The 16,684-nt window shown below is 71.0% G+C and carries 17 protein-coding genes; 13 read left to right on the plus strand and 4 right to left on the minus strand.

The window, feature by feature from the left end:
* Window positions 1-500: 500 nt before the first annotated feature.
* Together HDA41_RS29840 and HDA41_RS29845 are read right to left on the minus strand one after the other, a co-directional pair.
* Complete coding sequence (locus HDA41_RS29840) at window positions 501-1,820, minus strand: D-arabinono-1,4-lactone oxidase (RefSeq protein WP_184989351.1); 1,320 nt, start codon at window positions 1,818-1,820, stop codon at window positions 501-503.
* Window positions 1,780-3,018 carry an MFS transporter gene (locus tag HDA41_RS29845; protein WP_184989354.1) on the minus strand — a complete coding sequence of 413 codons (1,239 nt, stop codon included), beginning with the start codon at window positions 3,016-3,018 and terminating at the stop codon, window positions 1,780-1,782. The genes HDA41_RS29840 and HDA41_RS29845 overlap by 41 nt, the downstream gene beginning before the upstream one ends.
* A gap of 159 nt (window positions 3,019-3,177) precedes the next feature.
* Between HDA41_RS29845 and HDA41_RS29850 the strand changes: the two genes are divergently transcribed.
* Entirely contained in the window at window positions 3,178-4,305 is a 1,128-nt protein-coding gene (locus tag HDA41_RS29850) for a ferrochelatase (RefSeq protein WP_184989357.1), read from the plus strand.
* 8 nt (window positions 4,306-4,313) lie between these two features.
* Complete coding sequence (locus tag HDA41_RS29855; RefSeq protein ID WP_184989360.1) at window positions 4,314-5,129, plus strand: inositol monophosphatase family protein; 816 nt, start codon at window positions 4,314-4,316, stop codon at window positions 5,127-5,129.
* 127 nt (window positions 5,130-5,256) lie between these two features.
* Here HDA41_RS29855 and HDA41_RS29860 read toward each other — a convergent pair whose 3' ends face one another.
* On the minus strand, window positions 5,257-5,430 hold the full coding sequence (locus HDA41_RS29860) for a hypothetical protein (protein WP_184989363.1): 174 nt from the start codon (window positions 5,428-5,430) through the stop codon (window positions 5,257-5,259).
* A 413-nt stretch (window positions 5,431-5,843) separates the two neighbouring features.
* Between HDA41_RS29860 and HDA41_RS29865 the strand changes: the two genes are divergently transcribed.
* From HDA41_RS29865 to HDA41_RS29880, 4 genes are all read left to right on the plus strand, one after another.
* Window positions 5,844-6,497, plus strand: coding sequence for a response regulator transcription factor (locus HDA41_RS29865; RefSeq protein WP_003993508.1), 654 nt, complete (start codon window positions 5,844-5,846; stop codon window positions 6,495-6,497).
* Between the two features lie 6 nt (window positions 6,498-6,503).
* Window positions 6,504-7,736: a sensor histidine kinase gene (locus tag HDA41_RS29870; protein ID WP_184989366.1), complete on the plus strand. Its 1,233-nt coding sequence runs from the start codon at window positions 6,504-6,506 to the stop codon at window positions 7,734-7,736.
* A 405-nt stretch (window positions 7,737-8,141) separates the two neighbouring features.
* Complete coding sequence (locus HDA41_RS29875) at window positions 8,142-8,438, plus strand: DUF4193 domain-containing protein (protein WP_003993510.1); 297 nt, start codon at window positions 8,142-8,144, stop codon at window positions 8,436-8,438.
* 13 nt (window positions 8,439-8,451) lie between these two features.
* Window positions 8,452-9,420, plus strand: a complete 969-nt coding sequence (locus tag HDA41_RS29880) for a hypothetical protein (protein ID WP_184989369.1) — start codon at window positions 8,452-8,454, stop codon at window positions 9,418-9,420.
* 94 nt (window positions 9,421-9,514) lie between these two features.
* Here HDA41_RS29880 and HDA41_RS29885 read toward each other — a convergent pair whose 3' ends face one another.
* Window positions 9,515-9,973 carry a DUF3093 domain-containing protein gene (locus HDA41_RS29885; RefSeq protein WP_184989374.1) on the minus strand — a complete coding sequence of 153 codons (459 nt, stop codon included), beginning with the start codon at window positions 9,971-9,973 and terminating at the stop codon, window positions 9,515-9,517.
* Window positions 9,974-10,031: 58 nt separating this feature from the next.
* On the opposite strand from HDA41_RS29885, the gene HDA41_RS29890 reads away from it, so the two are divergent.
* The 7 genes from HDA41_RS29890 to HDA41_RS29920 all read left to right on the plus strand — a co-directional run bounded on the left by HDA41_RS29890 (window position 10,032) and on the right by HDA41_RS29920 (window position 16,639).
* Window positions 10,032-10,616, plus strand: coding sequence for a PaaI family thioesterase (locus HDA41_RS29890; protein ID WP_184989377.1), 585 nt, complete (start codon window positions 10,032-10,034; stop codon window positions 10,614-10,616).
* Between the two features lie 86 nt (window positions 10,617-10,702).
* Window positions 10,703-11,272: a dUTP diphosphatase gene (gene dut / locus HDA41_RS29895; RefSeq protein WP_184989380.1), complete on the plus strand. Its 570-nt coding sequence runs from the start codon at window positions 10,703-10,705 to the stop codon at window positions 11,270-11,272.
* A gap of 1 nt (window position 11,273) precedes the next feature.
* Entirely contained in the window at window positions 11,274-12,029 is a 756-nt protein-coding gene (locus tag HDA41_RS29900) for a DUF3710 domain-containing protein (RefSeq protein ID WP_184989382.1), read from the plus strand.
* A gap of 191 nt (window positions 12,030-12,220) precedes the next feature.
* Window positions 12,221-14,776 (plus strand): sensor histidine kinase, encoded by a 2,556-nt coding sequence (locus HDA41_RS29905; protein ID WP_184989385.1) that lies wholly within the window; start codon window positions 12,221-12,223, stop codon window positions 14,774-14,776.
* Window positions 14,773-15,456: a response regulator gene (locus tag HDA41_RS29910; RefSeq protein ID WP_184989388.1), complete on the plus strand. Its 684-nt coding sequence runs from the start codon at window positions 14,773-14,775 to the stop codon at window positions 15,454-15,456. The genes HDA41_RS29905 and HDA41_RS29910 overlap by 4 nt, the downstream gene beginning before the upstream one ends.
* Window positions 15,457-15,508: 52 nt before the next feature.
* The gene (locus HDA41_RS29915; protein ID WP_184989393.1) at window positions 15,509-15,907 is read left to right on the plus strand and encodes an OB-fold nucleic acid binding domain-containing protein; all 399 of its coding nucleotides are present in this window, start codon (window positions 15,509-15,511) and stop codon (window positions 15,905-15,907) included.
* A gap of 3 nt (window positions 15,908-15,910) precedes the next feature.
* The gene (locus HDA41_RS29920; RefSeq protein ID WP_184989397.1) at window positions 15,911-16,639 is read left to right on the plus strand and encodes a DUF3159 domain-containing protein; all 729 of its coding nucleotides are present in this window, start codon (window positions 15,911-15,913) and stop codon (window positions 16,637-16,639) included.
* The last annotated feature ends 45 nt before the right edge of the window (window positions 16,640-16,684 follow it).

Below are 16,684 nucleotides of genomic sequence, written 5' to 3' on the forward strand. Positions count from 1 at the left end.
CGGCGTGTCGGGCGCGGGCCCTGGATCGCCGTTATGGCACGGTTACCTATTCGCAACGCTAAGTGACGAATTCTGTCACCCTGTGCAACTAGCCCCCTCCCGGCGGTCCTTAAAGGCCCCGTACACCCTGACAGGAGACCGGACCCAGGGCTCGCAACAGTACTCCATTCGGGCCACGTGCGTGGATTGGCGCGCCGCCCAACTTCTGGGAAGGGGTCGGACTTGGCCGTCCCTTGCCCGCTTTCCTCGATCTTGAACGTGGGGAACTTCACGTAACCACCGGAAACGGAACTAACAGTTTCGGACACGCGTCCCCTTCTTGCGCAGTTGAACGACCGTGTACCGACGAACAGCCCGTCCGGCACCGGCACCCCCGAGGGCGGGGTCGCCTCACCCTCACCCGAAGAGGGCGGCGGTACGGCACGCGGCCCCCGCACCGACGCCCACACCGAGCTCGGAGGGGAGCGAGGCCCCGGGGAACACCACCCCGAGTGCGTCCCCTACGCCCCCAGAACCCTCCGCAAGTAGTCGTTCTGGAACCGCCGATCAGGGTCGAGGCGGTCCCGCAGCGCCGTGAACTCGCCGAAGCGCGGGTACACCTGGGAGAAGTACTCGGCGTCCCGGGTGTGGATCTTGCCCCAGTGCGGACGGCCTTCGTGCGCGGTGAAGATTCGCTCGGCCGCGGTGAAGTACCGCTGGTAGGGCGTGCCCTGGAACATGTGGACGGCGATGTACGCGGTGTCCCGGCCCGAGGCGGTGGACAGAGTGATGTCGTCCGCCGGAGCGGTGCGCACCTCCACGGGGAAGCTGACCTTCAGGCCGGAGCGGTCGACCATCGTCTTGAGCTCGCGCAGCGCCTCGACGACGGCCGCGCGCGGAACGGCGTACTCCATCTCCACGAAGCGCACCCGGCGCGGAGACGTGAAGACCTTGTAAGGGATGTCGGTGTAGGTCCGCGCGGACAGGGCCTTGCTGGAGATCTGGGCGATCGCGGGGATCGTGGCGGGCACCGCGCGGCCGACCCAGTTGGCCACCTGGAAGACCCCGTTGGAGAGGAACTCGTCCTCGAACCAGCTCTGGAGCTGGGGCACCGGCTTCTCCGGACCCGCGCTGCGGTTGTTGCGCTTGGTGTTGGTGTTCCCGGTGTGCGGGAACCAGTAGAACTCGAAGTGCTCGTTCTCGGCCCAGAGTTCCTCGAAGTCGGAGAGGACCCTGTCGAACGGCATCGGCTCCTCGCGGGCCGTGAGCAGGAAGACGGGCTCCACGGCGAAGGTGATCGCGGTGACGATGCCCAGGGCACCGAGGCCGATGCGGGCCGCCGCGAAGACGTCCGGGTTCTCCTTCTCGGAGCAGGTGAGGACCGAGCCGTCGGCGGTGACCAGTTCCAGGCCCTTGATCTGGGCGGCGATCGATCCGGAGTCGCGGCCCGTGCCGTGGGTGCCGGTACTGGTGGCCCCGGAGACCGTCTGCTCCATGATGTCGCCCATGTTCGTCAGCGACAGTCCCTCGCGCGCCAAGGCCACGTTGAGTCTCTTGAGCGGCGTGCCGGCCTCCACCGTGACGGTCATGGCGTCGCGATCAATGTCGCGTATGCCGGTCAACAGTTGAGGACGGATCAACACACCGTCCGTCGCGGCTATGGACGTGAAGGAGTGCCCGCTGCCGACGGCCTTCACCTTCAGGCCGTCCTCGGCGGCCCGCCGCACGGCGGCGGCCAGCTCGTCGACGGAGGCCGGGGTGACCTCCCGCGCGGGCCGCGCGGAGACGTTGCCGCCCCAGTTACGCCACGTGCCGTTCTTTCCGTTCGCTGTGCTGCTCAACGGAGCCTCCCCGACCCGTAGCCGGCCGCTTGAGCCGACGGAATCCGAGGAAACCCACCGCGACCGCGACGGCCCCGGCCACCGCCGGAACCCCGTACCCGGCACGCGCCCCGGCCGCGTCGATCACCCAGCCGGCCGCGGAGGAGCCGAGTGCGACCCCCACCGCGAGTCCGGTGCTCACCCAGGTCATGCCCTCGGTGAGCTGCGCGCGTGGTACGTGCTCTTCGATGAGGGACATCGTCGTGATCATCGTCGGAGCGATGGCCAGACCCGCAACGAACAGCGCCACGGCCAGAAACGGCAAGTTTCCGACCAGTAGGAGGGGGATCATACTCACGGCCATGGCACACACGCCCAGCAACCACCGGCGTTCCGGGGCCCCTGCGAAGTGCAGCAGTCCGAAGACCATGCCCGCCACACACGAACCGGCCGCGTACAGCGCGAGGACGATGCTCGCGGCGGCCTTGTGCCCCTCCTCGTCGGCGAAGGCCACGGTGACCACGTCGACCGCCCCGAAGATCGTCCCGGTCGCCACGAAGGTGGCCACCAGGACCTGTAGGCCCCGCGAGCGCATGGCCGTGCCCCCGCCACGGTGCTCGCGCGGGTGCGGCTCCGGCTCGGTGGCGCGCTGCGCGGTCAGCCAGAAGACGCCGACGGCCAGGAAGCAGGCGGCGAGCAGCGGACCGGCCTCCGGGAACCAGGCTGTGGACAGGCCGATGGAGATGATCGGCCCGAAGATGAAGCACACCTCGTCCACCACGGACTCGAAGGAGTACGCGGTGTGCAGTTGCGGGGTGCCCCGGTACAGGGCCGCCCAGCGGGCCCGGATCATCGCGCCGACGCTCGGTACGCAGCCGATGCCGACGCACGCCACGAACAGCACCCAGTCCGGCCACCCGTAGTGCGCCGCGAACAGCAGGACGGCCGCCGCGGCGAGCGAGATCAGTGTCGCCGGCCGCAGCACCCGCCGCTGTCCGTACCGGTCCACCAGCCGTGAGACCTGCGGTCCGGCCACCGCCGCCGCCAGCGCGATGGTGGCCGACAGGGCACCGGCCAGGCCGTACCGGCCGGTGAGCTGGGAGACCATCGTGACGACGCCGATGCCCATCATCGACAGCGGCATCCGGCCGAGGAAGCCCGCGGCGGAGAAACGCTTGCTGCCGGGGGCGGCGAACAGGGCGCGGTAGGGGCTGGGCACGGGGTCTCCGAAAGGCTCAGTAAGCTGCGAACGCAGTCGAGACAGATTACGCCTCGGGGCGTGCCGGACGCACCCGTCAGGCCGACCCCGGGACCGCCCGCCGCGCAGGTGTCACCCCGCCGTTTCCCGGCTGTCAGTGCAGGGTGGCAGGATCGACTCATGCCAGACGCGCGCGATGTCACCCCCTACGACGCCCTGCTCCTGCTCTCCTTCGGCGGCCCGGAAGGCCCGGACGACGTGGTCCCGTTCCTGGAGAACGTGACGCGTGGGCGCGGCATCCCCAAGGAGCGCCTCAAGGAAGTCGGGCAGCACTACTTCCTGTTCGGCGGGATCAGCCCCATCAACGACCAGAACCGGGCCCTGCTGGACGCCCTGCGCAAGGACTTCGCCGACCACGGCCTGGACCTGCCGGTCTACTGGGGCAACCGCAACTGGGCGCCGTATCTGACGGACACGCTGCGCGAGATGGTCCGCGACGGCCGCCGCCGCATCCTGGTCCTCGCCACCAGCGCCTACGCCTCCTACTCGGGCTGCCGCCAGTACCGCGAGAACCTTGCCGACTCGCTCGCCGCCCTCGCGGCGGAGGGGCTGGAGCTGCCGAAGGTCGACAAGCTGCGGCACTACTTCAACCACCCCGGCTTCCTGGAGCCCATGATCGACGGGGTGCTCCGGTCCCTCGCCGAGCTGCCCGAGGACGTCCGGGACGGGGCGCACATCGCCTTCTCGACGCACTCGATCCCGACGGCCGCCGCCGACACCTCCGGCCCCGTCGAGGACCATGGCGACGGCGGCGCGTACGTCGGTCAGCACCTGGACGTGGCGAAGCTGATCGCGGACGCCGTCCGGGAGCGCACCGGCGTCGACCACCCCTGGCAGCTCGTCTACCAGTCCCGCTCCGGCGCCCCGCACATCCCGTGGCTGGAGCCCGACATCTGCGACCACCTGGAGGAGCGGCACGCGGCCGGCGTCCCGGCCATGGTCGTCGCCCCCATCGGGTTCGTCTCCGACCACATGGAGGTCCTGTACGACCTCGACACGGAGGCCAAGGCCAGGGCGGAGGAGCTGGGGCTGCCGATGCGCCGCTCGGCCACCGTCGGCGCCGACCCGAGGTTCGCCGCCGCGGTCCGCGAGCTCGTCGTGGAGCGCGCCGCCGTCGAGCGCGGGCAGGAGGTCACCCCCTGCGCCCTGAGCGCCCTGGGGGCGAGCCACCACCTCTGCCCGGCCGGCTGCTGCCCGGCCCGCGCCCCCCGGCCCGCCGCCGCGGGCGCCGACAGCCCCTACGCGTGAGGAGCCCCGTGACCGACCCCCTGCACAAGGACCTGCTCGATCTCGCCCAGGAGGCCGCCCGGCGCGCGGGCGCGCTGCTGCGGGACGGGCGCCCGGCCGACCTCGCGGTGGCCGCGACCAAGTCCAGCCCCATCGACGTCGTCACGGAGATGGACATCGCGGCCGAGAAGCTGATCACCGGCCTGATCGCCGAGCGACGCCCGGACGACGGCATCCTCGGCGAGGAAGGCGCCGCCACGGCGGGCACGAGCGGCGTCCGCTGGGTGATCGACCCGCTCGACGGCACGGTCAACTACCTGTACGGGCTGCCCACCTGGTCCGTCTCCATCGCCGCCGAGCAGGACGGCGAGACGGTCGTCGGAGTCGTCACGGTCCCGATGCGCGGCGAGACCTTCCACGCGGTGCTCGGCGGCGGAGCCTGGGCCACCGGGGCCTGGGACGGCGAGCGCAGGCTGGCCTGCCGTCCCGCGCCGCCCCTGGACCAGGCGCTGGTCTCGACGGGCTTCAACTACGTGGCCGAGGTCCGCGCCCACCAGGCCGCCGTCGCCCAGCGGCTGATCCCGCTGCTGCGCGACATCCGGCGGGGCGGTTCGGCGGCCGTCGACCTGTGCGACCTCGCTGCGGGACGCCTCGACGGCTACTACGAGCGCGGCCTGCACGCCTGGGACCTCGCGGCGGGCGACCTGATCGCCCGGGAGGCGGGCGCGCTGACCGGTGGACGCCCCGGAGAGCGCCCGTCGGGTGATCTGGCAGTCGCGGGTACCCCGGGCGTCTTCGAGCCCCTCCAGCGCCTGCTGGAGGACTCCGGGGCGTGGCACGACTGACAGGGCCGTACGGACCGTAGGCAGGGCCACACGGGCCGTAGGCGAGGGGCAGCGGCCGCACGCGAGCCGTGAAGCGACGAAGCGGGCCCCGGCGCTGGATTCGCCGGGGCCCGCTCCGTACGGCCTGTCAGACGCTCGTCGCGCTGACCTCCACACCGTGCTCGGCGGCGAGACGGCGCAGGTCGTCGAGCTCGCCCTGCTCCACCTCGACGAGGAATTCGTCGCCCTCGTCGCGAGCCCGGGACAGATCGGACTCGGTCGCCCTTATGCGCTGCAGAAGTCCTGCGGTGAATGCGTCCATGCTGCGCCCCCTCGTCCTGGGTCGTGGGTCGATGGCACGGGGGTGTGCCGTTCGGAAGGGACGATCACGTCTCCGGTGGATGCCCAGCGCCGCTCAGCTGGGCGGCGACGGTGCCGGACACCCACGCCCGCCCTGCGGAAGCGGGTTGACGCGCACCGCATGGTGGTGCGGTACAAGCAGAGCGTGATCGTGGGATGTAAAGCCGTCCTCCCCAAGCTCCTATCCGTGGAAACCTAACCGGAGGAGAAAATCTCTTATTCCGCCCCGGGCCCCGTCCCGCCACCCGCCTTACCTCCGACTTATGGCCGAAAAGGGCAGGATGGAGGGCAACACACCAACACACCCGTCGAAGCCCCCTGCCCGTCTGCGCCTGTACGGCGCTACGCGGGTGGACACCAGGAAGGACCAGGGACGTGCGCGTACTCGTCGTCGAGGACGAGCAACTGCTCGCCGATGCGGTGGCCACCGGACTGCGCCGGGAGGCCATGGCCGTCGACGTCGTGTACGACGGTGCGGCCGCCCTGGAGCGCATCGGCGTCAACGACTACGACGTGGTCGTCCTCGACCGCGACCTCCCGCTCGTGCACGGCGACGACGTCTGCCGCAAGATCGTCGAGCTCGGCATGCCCACGCGCGTGCTGATGCTCACGGCCTCCGGCGACGTCAGCGACCGGGTGGAGGGCCTGGAGATCGGCGCCGACGACTATCTGCCCAAGCCGTTCGCGTTCAGCGAGCTCATCGCGCGCGTGCGCGCCCTCGGCCGGCGCACCAGCGTGCCCCTGCCGCCGGTCCTGGAGCGCGCCGGGATCAAGCTCGACCCCAACCGCCGCGAGGTCTTCCGCGACGGCAAGGAGGTCCAGCTCGCGCCCAAGGAGTTCGCCGTCCTGGAGGTGCTGATGCGCAGCGAGGGCGCCGTCGTCTCGGCGGAGCAGCTGCTGGAGAAGGCCTGGGACGAGAACACCGACCCGTTCACGAACGTCGTGCGCGTGACGGTCATGACCCTGCGCCGCAAGCTCGGCGAGCCGCCCGTGATCGTCACCGTTCCCGGCTCCGGCTACCGGATCTGATACCCCGTGGCAGCGACTCCCGCGCCCCCGCAGGCACCCCCCAAGCCCACCTGGGACCCCAGAAGGCCCGCACCGCCCTTTCCGTGGCTGCGCCCGACCATCCGCATAAGGCTCACGCTGCTGTACGGCGGCATGTTCCTGATCGCCGGCATCCTGCTGCTGTCGATCATCTACCTGCTGGCCGCCGAGGCGCTGAACGTGGGCAGCGAGCTGCCGTTCAAGATCGTCGAAGGCAAGGTCACCAGCGACATCTGCAACCTGCCCGACCAGGCCTCGCCGGCCGAGTTCAACAACGCCATGAACGCGTGCGTCAACGAGCAGCGCCGGCACGCCCTGGACAACCTGCTCAGCCGCTCGCTCCTGGCCCTGCTCGGTCTGGCGGTCATCGCCTTCGCCTTCGGCTACGCCATGGCCGGGCGCGTCCTGTCGCCGCTGGGCCGGATCACCCGCACCGCGCGCGCGGTGGCGGGCTCCGACCTGTCCCGCCGGATCGAGCTGGACGGCCCGGACGACGAGCTGAAGGAGCTGGCGGACACCTTCGACGACATGCTGGAGCGGCTCCAGCGCGCCTTCACCGCCCAGCAGCGCTTCGTCGGCAACGCCTCGCACGAGCTGCGGACACCGCTGGCGATCAACCGCACGCTCCTGGAGGTGCACCTGTCCGACCCGAACGCCCCGGTGGAGCTCCAGCAGCTCGGCAAGACGCTGCTGGCCACCAACGAGCGCAGCGAGCAGCTCGTCGAGGGCCTGCTGCTGCTCGCCCGCAGCGACAACCAGGTCGTCGAGCGGGGCCCGGTGGACCTCGCCGAGGTCGCCGGGCAGGCCATCGACCAGGTGCGCGGCGAGGCCGAGGCCAAGGGCGTGCGGATCCGCGGCGAGCAGAAGCCCGCGGTCGTCCAGGGCAACGGCGTGCTGCTGGAGCGGATCGCGCTCAACCTGGTGCAGAACGCGGTGCGCTACAACGTGGCCGAGGGCGGCTGGGTCGAGGTCACCACGGAGGTGCAGCACGGCCAGGCGGTCCTGGTCGTCTCCAACACGGGCCCGGTCGTGCCGGCGTACGAGATCGACAACCTCTTCGAGCCGTTCCGGCGGCTGCGCACGGAGCGCACGGGCAGCGACAAGGGCGTCGGACTCGGTCTGTCCATCGTCCGGTCGGTCGCCCGGGCGCACGGCGGGCACATCTACGCACAGCCGCGGGAAGGGGGTGGGCTCGTGATGCGAGTCACGCTGCCCGTCTGAGATCATGTCGCCGATCAACTCGGTGGCAAACGGGGATGTTCGCTTTACGCGGAATTTTCGAGATCTCACCGAACGTGCCGCATGTGTGATCGATCACAGGGACGCCTTTCCGGCCATCTACTCTCCGTGATCATGTCTCCTGTCGGAAAGCCGGGAAAATCCCGGTTTTCGGGGGTCGTGATCACGGGAAGTACACGGTGAGACGCCTTTGAAGTGCGGCATTCGGACCGTGTACGGTCCCCATCGCCATCCAAGCCGATCACTCGTGAGGAGTCCGGTTGGGTGTCGATTGAGTAACAGACCTTGATGTGAGGCAAAATCTCCGCCTCAGGTCGGGCACAAGTCCGGCCTCTCACGCGTTACGTGCGCTGGAGACACCGCAGACACCCAGAGGGGGAGAGCGACATGGCAACCGATTACGACACTCCACGCAAGACCGATGACGACGTTGACTCGGACAGTCTCGAAGAGCTGAAGGCTCGGCGGAACGACAAGTCGGCCTCCGCAGTGGACGTCGACGAGTTCGAGGCCGCAGAGGGCCTCGAACTGCCCGGCGCCGATCTCTCGAACGAGGAGCTCGCAGTCCGAGTGCTCCCGAAGCAGCAGGACGAGTTCACCTGCATGAGCTGCTTCCTGGTGCACCACCGCAGCCAGCTGGCCCGGGAGAAGAACGGCCAGCCGATCTGCCGCGACTGCGACTGAGGACGGGTCGGCCGTGACTGGCTCGACCCCTCCCTGGAAGCGCCGCTTCTCCAAACGGAAGGCGGACCAAGGGCCGATCGACGGCCCGAAGCACGGCGCGCGTGACGACGAGCGGGGCTCAACCGGTACGGGGGCGGCCTCGCCCGAACAGGCAGCGGACCGGGATGACCTCCCGGCATCCGTGGACGTCCCCGCACCCGTCGCCCGGCGGACGGCGGGGACGCTCCGGGAGCGGGCCAGGGACAGTGCCCGCAAGGGCTCGGTCCGGGCCCGGGCCGGGCTTGCCCATCTCGCCGACCGGATCATCGAACTGGCCCCGCGCGTCCCCGTACGGGACCTGGCGACGCTCCGCAGGCAGTTCCCGGGCCTGGGGCCCGAAGAGCTCGCGGACAAACTCGTCGCGGGCGCGGCGAAGGCGACGGCGACGGTCGGAGCCGGCATCGGCGCGGCCGCGATGCTTCCCGTGCCGCCCGCGATGCCGACGGAGCTGGCCGCCGAGGTCACCGGCGTCGCGGCGATCGAGCTGAAGCTGATCGCCGAGCTCCACGAGGTCTATGGAGTACGACCGCCCGGCAACCTCAAGCAGCGCAGCACCGCGTACCTCCACTCGTGGTCGGGGGAGCGCGGGATCGACGCGACGAAGCCGTCGACGCTGAGCACGGCGCTGAACAGCCGCATGAAGCGGGACCTGCGGCAGCGGATCATGAAGCGGATGGTCCGCAGCATGCCGAACCTGGTGCCGTTCATGGTGGGCGCCGCCGTCGGGGCGGCGATGAACCGCAGCGAGACGAGAAAGCTCGCCGCCCGGATCCGCGAGGATCTGCGCAGGATCCAGGTGCCCTGGGAGGCCCTGGAGCCACTCCCCGTCCTGGAACGTCCGGCGGACGCCCTGGAGATGGGCGAGATCACCGACGACCCCTTGGGTCGCCATGAGAACGAAAAGCACGACGGCAGACGCGACAAGCGCGACGACGGACACTGAGGCGACGCCGAGACGACGGACCCTGGGGGGCCGCGCCCGCACATGCCGCCGGTCCGCCCCCCCCCGCTGCCGGATGACGCCCCGCGCAGGTGTGCTACGCCGGCCTGGCCGACCTCAGTGCCTCCGCCAGGCGCTCCGGCTCGCGCGTGGAGAGGTACAGGTACGGAGTCGGGTCCTCCGGATCCGTGACCTCCACGCGCAGGGCCGTGGGGATGTAGGCGCGCAGCAGCATGAAGGCGCGCGGGTCGGCCTTGTAGGTGCGCCAGGCACGGGTTTCCTCCCCGTCCAGGACCTCGGCCTCGCCCAGGGCCGCCACCGGGATCTTCGCCTCGCCCGCGATCAGTGAATCGCCCACCACACGGATGCGGACCGAGCCGTACGAACTCGCGGCGACGGCCGCGACCGCGGTGCCCCCGGCCAGGCCGCCGAGCATCGGCAGCGTGCCGAACGGGAGCAGGACCAGGGCCATGGAGACCCCGACGAGGAACGAGATCAGCCACCAGGACCGGGGAGCGGTCAGGCGTTCTTCGTAAGGGGCGGCGGAGAGCTGCATGAAGCCAAGCTTGGCACGGTGTCCGGAAGGGGCCGACGCGCGGGTAAGGTCTCCGGCTGTGAGTCGTACTTCCACTGCTCTCCAGCCTCCGGCCGACGCCGTGCGACCGGTGCGGCATCCGGACGCCCCGGCGCCCGGTGAGCTGCTCGGCACGCACTACGGCCAGTGTTTCGGCTGCGGCGGCGACCAGCCGCACGGGCTGCACCTGGGGGCACGGGCCGGCGAGGGTGTGTCACTCACCGCCGAGTTCACCGTGCAGCCCGCGCACCAGGGCGCCCCGGGCCTCGCCCACGGCGGTGTGCTCACCTCCGCCCTCGACGAGACCCTCGGTTCGCTGAACTGGCTGCTGCGCACCATCGCCGTGACCGGGCGGCTGGAGACCGACTTCGTACGGCCCGTGCCCGTCGGCACCACGCTGTACCTGGAGGCGGAGGTGACGGCGGTGGCCGGGCGGAAGATCTACTCGACCGCCACCGGACGCGTCGGCGGCCCCGACGGGCCCGTCGGGGTCCGTGCCGACGCGCTCTTCATCGAGGTGAAGGTCGACCACTTCGTCGACCACGGCCGCCAGGAGGAGATCCAGGCGGCCATGAACGACCCGGACCAGATCCGGCGTGCCCGCGCCTTCGAGGTGAACCCGTGAGCACGGAAAGCCTCTTGAGCCCCATGACCCCCGCAACACCCGCTTCTCTCATGACCCCCACGAGCCCCCTCAGTCCGGAAGGACCCATGACTCCTACGAGCCCGGTGAGCCGTCAGCCCGTGGACGTGCTGATCCGGCGCGTCGATCCGGACGTACCGCTTCCGTCGTATGCGCACCCCGGGGACGCGGGAGCCGATCTGCGCACCACCGAGGCGTGCCAACTGGCGCCGGGCGAGCGGGTGGTGCTGCCCACGGGAGTGTCTGTGGCGCTGCCGGAGGGGTACGCGGCCTTCGTGCACCCTCGGTCCGGCCTGGCCGCCCGTTGCGGCGTCGCCCTGGTGAATGCCCCGGGGACGGTTGATGCCGGGTACCGTGGGGAGATCAAGGTGATCGTGGTGAATCTCGACCCGCGCGAGGGCGTGCGGTTCGAGCGCTTCGACCGGATTGCCCAACTGGTCGTCCAGCAGGTCGAGAGGGTCCGCTTCCAGGAGGTGGCGGAGCTTCCCGGCTCCGCGCGGGCCGAGGGGGGCTTCGGGTCCACCGGAGGGCACGCCGCGGTGGACGGGACGAGCGGCACAAGCGGTCAGGCCGCCCTGGGCGGTCAGGCGGGTGGGAATCGATACGCTTCGGTCGTATCCGACCGGGAAGGACAGTGACGTGTTCGGACGTCGCAAGAAGAGGGATGCCGCCGAGGACGCGGCCGGCGAGGCCGAGCAGGTCGTCGACGGTGTCGACAGTGAGGCGGGCGGCGAGGGCGAGCGCCTGAGGCTCGAGCCGGCGCCGCGGCCCGACGGGCCCTGGGACAGCTCCGAGGTCCGCGACCCGGGCGAGGGCCGGGTCGACCTGGGCGGTCTGTTCGTGCCGGGCGTCGACGGCATGGAGCTGCGCGTCGAGGTCGCGGGTGACGCGATCGTCGCGGCGACGGTCGTGCTGCGGGACAGCGCCATCCAGTTGCAGGCCTTCGCCGCGCCCAAGCGTGAGGGCATCTGGGGCGAGGTGCGCGAGGAGATCGGCTCGGGCATCACCCAGCAGGGCGGCATCGTCGACGAGGTCGAGGGGCCGCTGGGCTGGGAGCTGCGGGCCCAGGTGCCGGTGCAGCTGCCGGACGGCACCGGCGGCTTCCAGGTCGTGCGGTTCGTCGGTGTGGACGGCCCCCGCTGGTTCCTGCGCGGGGTCATCTCGGGCCAGGGCGCGGTGCAGCCGCAGGCCGCCGGACTGCTCGAGCAGATCTTCCGGGACACGGTCGTGGTCCGCGGCGAGGGCCCGATGGCGCCCCGCGACCCGATCGTCCTGAAGCTGCCCAACGACGCCCAGATGGTCCCCGAGAGCGTCCAGCAGGAAGAGGAGGGTTCCCGTTTCGCCGGCGGAATGGGCCAGCTCCAGCGCGGACCGGAGATCACCGAGGTCCGCTGATCGTCGTAGAGACACCAGGGCCGCACTCCCCAGAGGGTGCGGCCCTTTCTCGTGCCGGGGACCCGCCGAACGGCCGGGCGCGTCAGAGTTCCGTCAAAGACGTCCCACTGCCGTGCCCGGCACCCATATGTCGTGATTGACGGCCGTAAGGTCGACGCTGCGCAGTCGGCAGACCGGAAGACAATGAGACCATGGGACGCGGCAAGCTTCGGATCTACCTCGGTGCGGCACCGGGCGTCGGCAAGACGTACGCGATGCTGTCCGAGGCGCACCGTCGCGTCGAGCGGGGCACGGACTGCGTGGTGGCCTTCGTCGAGCACCACGACCGCCCCCGCACCGAGGTGATGCTGCACGGCCTGGAGACGGTGCCGCGCAGACGGCTGGAGTACCGCGGCGGCGTCTTCCCCGAGATGGACCTCGACGCCGTCCACGCCCGCCGCCCCCAGGTCGCCCTGGTCGACGAACTCGCCCACACCAACATCCCCGGCTCGCGCAACGCCAAGCGCTGGCAGGACGTGGAGGAACTACTGGCGGCCGGTGTCGACGTGATCTCGACCGTCGACATCCAGCACCTGGAGTCACTGGGCGACGTCGTCGAGTCGATCACCGGGGTGCGGCAGCAGGAGACCGTGCCGGACGAGGTGGTGCGACGGGCCGACCAGGTCGAGCTGGTCGACATGTCGCCCGAGGCGCTGCGGCGGCGGATGGCGCACGGCAACATCTACCCACCCGACAAGGTCGACGCGGCCCTGTCGAACCACTTCCGCCCCGGCAACCTGACCGCCCTGCGCGAGCTGGCGCTGCTCTGGGTGGCCGACCGGGTCGACGCCTACCTCACCCAGTACCGCACCGACCACCGGGTGTCGAGGATCTGGGGCTCGCGCGAGCGGATCGTGGTCGGCCTGACCGGCGGCCCGGAGGGCCGGACGCTGGTCCGCCGGGCCGCGCGGCTGGCCGAGAAGGGCGCCGGCGGCGAGGTGCTGGCCGTCTACATAGCCCGCAGCGACGGGCTGACCTCGGCCTCGCCCAAGGAACTGGCGGTGCAGCGGACCCTCATCGAGGACCTCGGCGGAACGTTCCATCACGTGGTCGGCGACGACATACCGGCCGCGCTGCTCGCCTTCGCCCGCGGTGTGAACGCCACCCAGATCGTGCTGGGCTCCTCGCGCCGCAGGACCTGGCAGTACGTCTTCGGGCCCGGCGTCGGCGCGACCGTCGCCCGGGAGTCCGGGTCCGACCTCGACGTGCACATCGTCACCCACGACGAGGTCGCCAAGGGCCGCGGACTGCCGGTGGCCCGGGGCGCGCGCCTCGGGCGGTCCCGGCGGGTGTGGGGCTGGCTGGTCGGGGTCGCCGGCCCGCCGGTCCTCGCGGCGCTGCTCAACGCCGTCGACCTCGGCCTCGCCAACGACATGCTGCTGTTCCTGGCGCTGACCGTGGCGGCGGCCCTGCTCGGCGGGCTGTTCCCGGCGCTGGCCTCGGCGGCGGTGGGCTCCCTGCTGCTGAACTACTTCTACTCGCCGCCCCTGCACCGGTGGACCATCGCCGACCCGAAGAACATCGTCGCCCTCGTGATCTTCGTCGCCGTCGGTGCCGCGGTGGCCTCCGTGGTCGACCTCGCCGCCCGCCGCACCCACCAGGCCGCCCGGCTGCGGGCCGAGTCCGAGATCCTCTCCTTCCTCGCGGGCAACGTGCTGCGCGGCGAGACCGGCCTGGAGGACCTGCTGGAACGGGTCCGGGAGACCTTCGGCATGGAGTCGGCGGCCCTGCTGGAGAGGGCGAGCGACGTCGAGCCGTGGACCTGCGCCGGCCGCGTCGGGCAGGGACGTCCCGTCGAGCGGCCCGACCAGGCGGACGTGGACATGCCGGTCGGGGACCACATGGCGCTCGCGCTGACCGGCCGCGTCCTGCCCGCCGAGGACCGCCGCGTGCTGGCCGCCTTCGCCGCCCAGGCCGCCGTCGTGCTGGACCGCCGCCGGCTCCAGGAGGAGGCCGACCGGGCCCGCACGCTCGCCGAGGGCAACCGCATCCGTACGGCGCTGCTCGCCGCCGTCAGCCACGACCTGCGCACCCCGCTCGCCGGGATCAAGGCGGCGGTGACCTCCCTGCGCTCCGAGGACGTCGAGTGGTCCGAGGAGGATCGGGCGGAGCTGCTGGAGGGCATCGAGGAGGGCGCCGACCGCCTCGACCATCTCGTCGGCAACCTGCTCGACATGTCCCGGCTCCAGACCGGCACGGTCATCCCGCTGATCCGCGAGATCGACCTCGACGAGGTGGTGCCGACGGCGCTCGGCGGCGTACCCGAGGGCAGCGTCGACCTCGACGTCCCGGAGACCCTGCCCATGGTCGGCGTCGACCCCGGACTGCTGGAGCGGGCCATGGCCAACCTCGTCGAGAACGCCGTCAGGTACAGTCCGTCCGGCACGCCCGTGCTGGTGGCAGCCAGCGCGCTCGCCGACCGGGTCGAGGTGCGGGTGGTCGACCGGGGGCCGGGCGTCCCCGACGAGGCCAAGGACCGCATCTTCGAGCCCTTCCAGCGCTACGGCGACGCCCCGCGCGGCGCCGGCGTGGGACTGGGGCTCGCGGTGGCGCGCGGCTTCGCCGAGGCCATGGGCGGCACGCTCGCCGCCGAGGACACCCCGGGCGGCGGGCTCACCATGGTCCTCACCCTTCGCGCGGCGGGACCGCGTCCGGAGCATCTCCCCGTGGCGGAACACGCAGCCGAACCGGAAAGGCGGGCCTCATGACCCGGGTGCTGGTGGTCGACGACGAGCCGCAGATCGTGCGCGCCCTCGTGATCAACCTCAGGGCACGCACGTACGAGGTCGACGCCGCCCACGACGGTGCCACCGCCCTCCAGCTCGCCGCCGCCCGCCACCCGGACGTGGTCGTCCTCGACCTCGGCCTGCCCGACATGGACGGCGTCGAGGTGATCAGGGGCCTGCGCGGCTGGACCCGGGTGCCGATCCTGGTGCTGTCCGCCCGGCACTCCTCCGACGAGAAGGTCGAGGCGCTGGACGCGGGCGCCGACGACTACGTCACCAAGCCCTTCGGCATGGACGAACTGCTGGCCCGGCTGCGGGCCGCCGTGCGCCGGGCCGAGCCGCCCGGGGGCGGTGAGGGCGACGTGATCGTGGAGACCGGCGAGTTCACCGTCGACCTGGCCGCGAAGAAGGTCGACCGCGCCGGGAAGGACGTACGGCTGACCCCCACGGAGTGGCACCTGCTGGAGGTCCTCGTCCGCAACAGCGGCCGCCTGGTCGGGCAGAAGCAGCTGCTCCAGGAGGTGTGGGGGCCGTCGTACGGGACGGAGACCAACTATCTGCGCGTGTACATGGCGCAGCTGCGGCGGAAGCTGGAGGCGGATCCCTCCCATCCGAAGCACTTCATCACGGAGCCGGGGATGGGCTACCGGTTCGAGACGTAAGGTCCTCGCCCGGGGCTTCGTCGCTGTCAGCAGGCCCCGGTAGGCTCTAGACATGAGTGCTGTTCCTCGTTCGCACAAGCCGGCGGGCCGGTTCCGGCGTATGCTCGACCGGCTCTCCTCGTCGCAGGAGGACCTGGAGTCCGAGGAACTGCGCGAGGACACCGAGACCGCGGGCTGTATCCGGATCGGAGACTGTCAGGACCGGCAGATAGCGACGGTTACTGGTACCTTGCGCACGGTCACCCTGCGACCGCGCGCCGGAGTCCCGGCCCTGGAGGCCGAGCTGTTCGACGGCTCAGCGGCGCTGGACGTGGTGTGGCTCGGCAGGCGCTCCATCGTCGGCATAGAGCCGGGGCGCAAGCTGATCGCATCGGGCCGGATCTCGATGAGCCGGGGCCGCCGCGTGCTGTTCAATCCCAAGTACGAACTGAGACCCCTCGGACGGGAGTAGCCGGTGACGTCGCTCGACAAGCCGACCGAAGAGACATCTGCGGACGACGCCCGGGCGGTGACCGAGGCCGCCCTGTTCGAAGCGTTCGGCGGCGTGCGGGGCATGGTCGAGACGGTGCTGCCCGGCCTGCTGTTCGTCACCATCTACACGATCAACAAGGACCTGCACCTGTCGGCGATCGCGGCGCTGGCCGTGTCGGTGGTGCTGGTGGTGGTCCGGCTGGTGATGAAGGACACCGTCAAGCACGCCTTCAGCGGTGTCTTCGGCGTGGCCTTCGGTGTCGTCTTCGCGATGATGACCGGCAACGCCAAGGACTTCTACCTGCCCGGCATGCTCTACACGCTGGGCCTGGGGCTCGCGTACATCATCACCACCCTGTGCGGTGTCCCGCTGATCGGGCTGATCCTCGGCCCGGTCTTCAAGGAGAACCTCTCCTGGCGCACGCGGAACCCCGGCCGCAAGAAGGCCTACGCGAAGGCCAGTTACGCGTGGGGTGCGATCCTGCTCGCCAAGTGCGCGATCCTCTTCCCGCTGTACTGGTGGGCCGACACGACACAGCTTGGCTGGGTCCTGGTCGCCCTGAAGATCCCGCCGTTCCTGCTCGCCGTATGGCTGACGTGGGTCTTCCTGGCGAAGGCGCCCGCGCCGATCGACGTGTTCGCGGAGATGGAGGCGGAGGAGAAGGCCGCGGAGGAGAGGGAACGGGGAGCTGCTACTCGGTCCGCCGAGTAGTGACCGGCGTTTGTGCCGGACTTACTGGGGGCTCCGCCCCCAGAC

The sequence above is a fragment of the Streptomyces caelestis genome (assembly GCF_014205255.1).
Classification (GTDB): Bacteria; Actinomycetota; Actinomycetes; order Streptomycetales; family Streptomycetaceae; genus Streptomyces; species Streptomyces caelestis.

Coding starts and splice junctions, on each gene's coding strand:
- dut (WP_184989380.1), top strand. CDS start 10,703: ATGACTCCTACGAGCCCGGTGAGCCGTCAGCCCGTGGACGTGCTGATC.
- HDA41_RS29875 (WP_003993510.1), top strand. CDS start 8,142: ATGGCAACCGATTACGACACTCCACGCAAGACCGATGACGACGTTGAC.
- HDA41_RS29860 (WP_184989363.1), bottom strand. CDS start 5,430: ATGGACGCATTCACCGCAGGACTTCTGCAGCGCATAAGGGCGACCGAG.
- HDA41_RS29915 (WP_184989393.1), top strand. CDS start 15,509: ATGAGTGCTGTTCCTCGTTCGCACAAGCCGGCGGGCCGGTTCCGGCGT.
- HDA41_RS29910 (WP_184989388.1), top strand. CDS start 14,773: ATGACCCGGGTGCTGGTGGTCGACGACGAGCCGCAGATCGTGCGCGCC.
- HDA41_RS29850 (WP_184989357.1), top strand. CDS start 3,178: ATGCCAGACGCGCGCGATGTCACCCCCTACGACGCCCTGCTCCTGCTC.
- HDA41_RS29885 (WP_184989374.1), bottom strand. CDS start 9,973: ATGCAGCTCTCCGCCGCCCCTTACGAAGAACGCCTGACCGCTCCCCGG.
- HDA41_RS29905 (WP_184989385.1), top strand. CDS start 12,221: ATGGGACGCGGCAAGCTTCGGATCTACCTCGGTGCGGCACCGGGCGTC.